At 44.1% G+C, this 6,401-nt stretch carries 3 protein-coding genes; all 3 read left to right on the top strand.

The genetic code is table 11. The features are described 5' to 3' along the window. The first annotated feature begins 586 nt into the window (after nt 1-586). Complete coding sequence (locus ACED45_RS23560; RefSeq protein WP_102479318.1) at nt 587-1,165, top strand: porin family protein; 579 nt, start codon at nt 587-589, stop codon at nt 1,163-1,165. A 187-nt stretch (nt 1,166-1,352) separates the two neighbouring features. Further along, on the top strand, nt 1,353-2,606 hold the full coding sequence (sbcD, locus tag ACED45_RS23555; protein ID WP_371715161.1) for an exonuclease subunit SbcD: 1,254 nt from the start codon (nt 1,353-1,355) through the stop codon (nt 2,604-2,606). A gap of 5 nt (nt 2,607-2,611) precedes the next feature. Further along, nucleotides 2,612-6,328: an AAA family ATPase gene (locus tag ACED45_RS23550; RefSeq protein WP_371715160.1), complete on the top strand. Its 3,717-nt coding sequence runs from the start codon at nt 2,612-2,614 to the stop codon at nt 6,326-6,328. Nucleotides 6,329-6,401: the final 73 nt, after the last annotated feature.

Genomic DNA, 6,401 nt, shown 5'->3' with positions numbered 1-6,401 from the left:
ATGATCTGATCGTAGCTTTAAGCATTAGTTCCCTGATTTAGGAAACAAAGCCGTTTCTATTTAACGAATACTTATTTGGCAAGCCTTGCTGAAGCTCATTAATATTATATTCATTATTTTAAATATAATTTAACAGGGTTTCATTCTGAATAGTTAGAAAGGATAAAATAAAGCTCACTCTATTAATCAATAGTGTGAGCTTTTTGTTTTCTAGGAAGGGGAGAGTTAAGTAATAGCTAGAATATATAAGCCACTCTATATGACTGAATATGTGATTAAATTGCTGATTTAAAAGAATTTTTTAATGATAGGTGCAATGTGGATATTGTAACTCTTAGTTGTTTTTTTGCTTTTGCTCTATTTTGTCTCATAAATAAGACTGTATAAGATTCGCTAATTATTCGCTTGGTGAATGAAAGTTGTCGTGATAATTTCCCAATCACTTCGCAAATGAACAGTGTTTTATTGTTTGTTAGGAGTCGCTTGAATAATTTATTTAAACAGTATCGCAACCGTTGGAATAGTGTCGGAAACCTATTAATAGTTGATGAACGGTGCTGTGGGACAAACTAAAAAGGGTATTTTCATGCTTAAATCAACATTTCTATTGAGTCTAGTTGGCTTGGTTTCACTTCCTACATTTGCTGCTGGTGTTGAGGGTGGTCCATACATTGGCGCAGGCCTTGGTGTGTATCAAGACTCAGATACTGATGGCGGAGGCAATTTAGATGCTGAAAGCATGGGGTACAGCCTTTATGGTGGTTACCAATTTAACCGCATCGTTGGTATCGAACTTGGTTACACGGATTACGCCGATTACGAAAAATTTGGTACTAAACTCCTTTCACCAACGTCTTTGTCTGTTGCAGCAAATGTGGGCTACACGTTTGACAACTCAATCCGTCCATTTGTATTGGCAGGCTTAAGCTACGTTGATCTAAATTCAAGCAACGGTGCTTTCTATGGCGACGATTCAGGTGCAGGTTTCCGCTTCGGCGTTGGTGTGGAATACACCCCAGTAGAAAACTTAACACTTCGCCTGATTTCTCAAGCGGATGCAGTAAACATTGAAAACTACGCATACATCAATGGGAACAAAATACGTCTAAGCAGTCGAGACGTGGCATTTAGCACAGTAACACTGGGTGCTTCTTACAATTTCTAAGGCGTGTTGAGCCCCGAAACTGCGTATCGTTGATACGAAAGCCGCTCTGATTATGAGCGGCTTTTTTGTAGCTATAACTTATGAGACGTTCAAGCGTAAAATTAGTTGGTTTTCACAAGCTTATAAAAGGGAATTATGTCGACTATTTTGGTAGATTAAAGGCATTACACACTTCTAGTGAGCAGCAATGAAGATTCTTCACACGTCCGATTGGCACCTTGGCCAAAACTTCTACAATAAAAGCCGTAAGAATGAACATGAACGGTTTTTACAATGGTTACTTGAGCAAGTTACAGAGCACGACATCGACGCGATCATTGTTGCTGGCGATATTTTCGATACCAGTACACCGCCGAGTTACGCTCGTGAGATGTATAACAAGTTTGTGGTCGATTCGAACAAGATCGGCTGCCAGTTGGTGTTATTAGGTGGAAATCATGACTCAGTCTCTGTGCTGAAAGAGACACAGCAATTATTGAAGTACATGGGTGCAGACGTGATTCCTAATACCAATGAAGATCATGCGACTCAGGTTGTTGAACTCAAAGGCAAGAATGGCGATGTAGAAGCGCTGGTTTGTGCTATTCCTTTTATTCGCCCTCGCGATGTGTTGACCAGCCAGGCGGGTGTCACTGGTGTTGCGCGTCAGAAGCAACTTGGCGATGCAATCAAACAGCACTACCAAAGTGTTTATGATGCCGCTGTAGAAAAACGCGCAACGTTTGAAAATTGCGAACACATGCCGATTATCGCCACCGGTCACTTAACGGCGATGGGGGTTCAACAATCGGATTCGGTACGCGACATCTATGTCGGCAACCTTGATGGTTTTGCCGCTGATGGCTTCCCAGACGCAGACTATATTGCACTTGGTCATATCCACCGCCCACAAGTGGTAGCAAAGCGCGAATACATTCGTTACTGCGGCTCTCCAATCCCACTAAGTTTCGATGAGCTTAAATCTCAGAAGCAGGTATGTGTGGTTGAGTTTGTAGAAGGCGTGCGCACCATTTCTCAATTAGCTGTTCCAACATTCCAACCGCTTGCTGAAATCAAAGGCGACTTGAGCGAAATTGAATCTCAACTGAACCAATACATTGGCTTAGATGGGGAACTGAGCGTTTGGTTGTCGATTGAAGTTCAAGCGCAAGATTACCTTTCAGATCTCCAAGAACGTATGCGAACACTAACCGAAGGTTTGAATGTGGAAGTACTTCAATTACGCCGAGCAAGAGAGCGTCGTAATCAAGCATTAGAGCAAGAGTCGGCAGAAACCTTATCTGAACTGAGCCCGATGGACGTGTTTAGCAAGCGTATTGCCTTAGAAGAGTTTGAAACCGATTCTGAAAAAGCGCGCTTAGAGCGAATGACGATGAAGTTTAAACAAGTGATGGTTGAAGTGTCTGAGAGCGCTCAAGCGCCAAATAAAGTAGAAGAGTAACCAGTATGAAGATTTTAAGTCTAGAATTTGAAAACCTGAACTCTTTGAAAGGGCGTTGGAAGCTCGATTTTACTCAATCACCGTTTGCCGAAAACGGTTTGTTCGCGATTACTGGCCCAACAGGGGCGGGCAAAACCACCATTCTTGATGCGATTTGTTTGGCACTGTTCCACCGCACACCGCGTTTGAAGAGCATTGCTAAAGGCAATAATGAATTAATGACGCGTGGTACAGGCGAGTGCTTCGCCGAGCTTGAATTTGAAGTGCAGGGCAAAACATACCGCTCTAACTTCCATCAAAAGCGAGCGCGCGGTAAACACGATGGCGCATTACAAACGCCAACGTGTGAATTTTCGGATGCTGACACCGACAAAGTACTAGAAACCATGCTGACCAAGAAGACCAAGTTGGTGGAGCAGGTAACTGGTCTCGATTTTTCTCGCTTCACTAAATCGATCATGTTGTCGCAGGGTGAGTTTGCGGCATTTCTTAATGCCAATGCTAACGACCGCGCAGAGCTACTTGAAGAGCTGACGGGAACAGAAGTCTATAGCCTGATTTCAGAGCGTATCTACGATCATTTTAAGTCGAGTGAAGAGTCGCTTAATCACCTTAAAGCGAAAGCTGAAGGGGTGAGCTTACTGTCTGAAGAGCAAATCCAAGCGCTGACCGCAGAGCGAGAAACGCTAGAAGTTGAGCAGAAGCGTTTAGCCGAGCAGTTAAAAGAGTGGCAAGCGCATCTAAGCTGGTGGAAAGACGTGACTAAAGCTGAGCAAACTATTGCCACCAGTGAGCACGACTTAAAAACTGCGCAGGATGAACTGCAGCATAACCAAGCATCGTTGGCACGCTTGGCAAATAGCGAACCAGCTGAAAAACTGCGACCGTTGCATAAAGATTTAAAGCGTTGCGAACTAGAGGTGAATACCACTCAAACTCACTTAGATAACAGCACTAAGTTACTTGCCCTTCGTGATGCAGAGAAGCAAAACGCGCAAACTAAACTGACTCAAAGCAGTGCAATTGTCGAACAGGTTAAAGCCGAGCAACAAGATCAAGAGAAGATCATCGATCTCGTACGTCCGCTAGACAACCAAATTACCGTACTCAAAGATAAGCAAACTGCGGCCGTTACTGCAGCGAATACGCTAAACGAACAACATACGCAACAGCGTAATCAACAGATTGTTTTAGTCCAAAAAATTGATGCGCTGAAGCAACAAGATCAACTCAGCACTGAGTACCTAAATTCGCATCAAGCTGACCAACATCTGGAAAAATACCTAGGTCAGTGGCAAGCAAAGGTAGAGCAAGTTCGTACTCTAGAGCGTCAGCATGCAGAACAACTAAACTCAGCGAAGCAAGCGTTGTCTGCGGTTGATGCACAGCAAACGATCATCAAATCTGCGCAAGACGCTAAAGCAGCGCAAGATAAGACCTTAGCTGAATTGGTGGTGCTAGAGAGTAGTGCAAAGCAACAGTGGGAAGCATTGCAAGGCAACACTAGCGAGCAAGTGTTGAATTCGCAAAAAGATCTGTTGGAGTTTTGGAATCGCCATACGCACTCATTACTTGAGATCAATCGTGGTTTCCTAAATGCCCAGCAACAGCTGCATGCAAAAACACAGGCACATCAAACTAACACTCAGTTGGTCGACAAGCTTTCGAAAGAACGTGAAGTGTTGGTGGAGCGATATAAAGAGAAAGAGACTTCGCTTGAGCGATTAACGCGTTTGATTGATCAAGAAGGCGAGTTGGCGAAATACCGTGCAGCTCTAGAATCAGGCTCTGAGTGCCCGCTGTGTGGTTCAACAGACCATTCGATTGAGCAGTCGCAAGATATTGCAAATTTGGTTGCTCAAAAAGAAACGGAAAACCTAGAGTTAACGGCCATCAAAAAAGAAGGCCAAGAGCATCGTCAGCAGTTAGATTCTCTTGCCCCTATGATTGCAGCGCTTAACGATAACATTCAACGTGCGCAAGCAGATATTCAGCAGGCTCAAATGAATTGGCAAGGCGTTGTCGGCAAGCTTCAACAGAGTTTATCGGATTTCGTTGGCACGGCTCCTGAACTGGCGCTGCTGACGATTAACGATTTAGGCAATGAAGCTACAGTCGCGACCTTTGCTCAGCAGTGTGAACTTCAACTAAGTCATAGCGCGCAGCAACTCAAAGCGTTGGGCGATGCTAAAGCACATTATGCTGAAGCTGAGAAACAACGCCTGTCTATAAGTGTTATGGCTGACAAGGCGCAATCTAATCTCGAGTTAGCCGAGCAACGCTTAGCGGATCTGAATAAGCAAAACCAAGTAGCAAACGAGCAAGTGACTCAGATAACTCAAGCGAAAGAGCACCAATGGAGTGCTTTGAAAGAGAGCATTGTTCAAACAGCTATCGAAGCGCCTGAATTAGAACATATCGATGATTGGTTTACTGCGAAATCACAAGCATCAAGCATGTGGCAGCAAACTAAACAGCAACAGGCCGATATTGAGAAGCAACTGATTACTCAAAATGCCGAATTGAAAACCTTAGACGACAAGCTAAGCAGTGTTGAGAAAGAGCTCGCGACACTGACGCAACAGAGTGAGTCTTTAGTGTCAGAACTTACTCGTGTAACGGCTGATAGAACAGAGTTGTTTGGTGACAAAGACATTCAAGCCACCAGCAATGCGATGAAGCAAAAAGTCACTGAAGCGGTAAATGCATTTGATGCCGCTCAGTTGGTGCTTAACCGCTGCGAGCTGGAACATCGAACTGAGCAAACCAAACACATTAGCTTCTCTGAAGAGTTGACCAGCAAGCAGTCAAGTTACACACAAGCGTCGAATACTTGGTTAGCAGCACTGAAAACGAGCCCATTCGAAGATGAGGCTAATTTTGAAGCGGCGTTGTTGGATGAAGAGGTTAGAACTCAACTTCAAAGCCTGAAGAAGTCTTTAGACGAATCGATTGTCAGTGCGCAAGCAAGGTTGAACACCGCCAAAACGACGAAAGTGGAGCTACAAAACCACGAAAATGCGAAAGCATGGCAAGAGCAAAACCAACAGCAAGTTGAAGAAGCGACGACTGAGTGTCAAAACGCACAGCAAAGCCATGCGACAAAGATCGGTGCGATTTCTGCCAATCTTGAAACGGATAGCCAGAACCGAAGTAATCAGCAAGATCTGTTTAAGCAAATAGACGAGCAACAAGTCGAGTTTGATGATATCTCACGTCTTAACTCACTTATCGGTTCTAAGAACGGCGACAAGTTCCGTAAGTTTGCCCAAGGTTTAACATTGGAAAACTTGGTGTACCTTGCGAACAAGCAGCTACAGCGTTTGCATGGTCGTTACGAGCTAAAACGTAAAGCCGACGATGGTTTAGAACTGCAAGTGCTCGACACATGGCAGGGCGATGTGATGCGTGATACAAAGACTTTATCAGGTGGCGAAAGCTTCTTAGTGAGCTTGGCGTTGGCATTAGCGCTTTCTGATCTTGTAAGCTACAAAACCAGTATTGATTCTCTGTTCTTAGATGAAGGTTTCGGCACGCTCGATAGTGACACATTGGACATTGCTCTAAACGCGCTGGATAACTTGAATGCATCAGGCAAGATGATTGGCGTTATTAGTCACGTTGAAGCACTGAAAGAGCGAGTACCCGTTCAGCTTAAAGTGACAAAACACTCTGGTTTAGGTGTGAGTGAGATGGAGAAGCAGTACAAGGTTGTGACTTAGATTTAGCTGTATTCATTATCGTCATATATGGACCCACCCAGTTTGCAAGTAATTTTACACGTTTGGTAATAGA

It is taken from the genome of Vibrio crassostreae (assembly GCF_041439375.1).
GTDB classification, from domain to species: domain Bacteria; phylum Pseudomonadota; class Gammaproteobacteria; order Enterobacterales; family Vibrionaceae; genus Vibrio; species Vibrio crassostreae_D.
Note: the sequence above shows the minus strand (reverse complement) of the source record. Positions and strands in the feature narration are given on the sequence as shown.

Bases quoted from the DNA above. Each gene is read 5' to 3' on its own strand.
- ACED45_RS23560 (WP_102479318.1), top strand. From the start codon at position 587: ATGCTTAAATCAACATTTCTATTGAGTCTAGTTGGCTTGGTTTCACTT.
- ACED45_RS23550 (WP_371715160.1), top strand. From the start codon at position 2,612: ATGAAGATTTTAAGTCTAGAATTTGAAAACCTGAACTCTTTGAAAGGG.
- sbcD (WP_371715161.1), top strand. From the start codon at position 1,353: ATGAAGATTCTTCACACGTCCGATTGGCACCTTGGCCAAAACTTCTAC.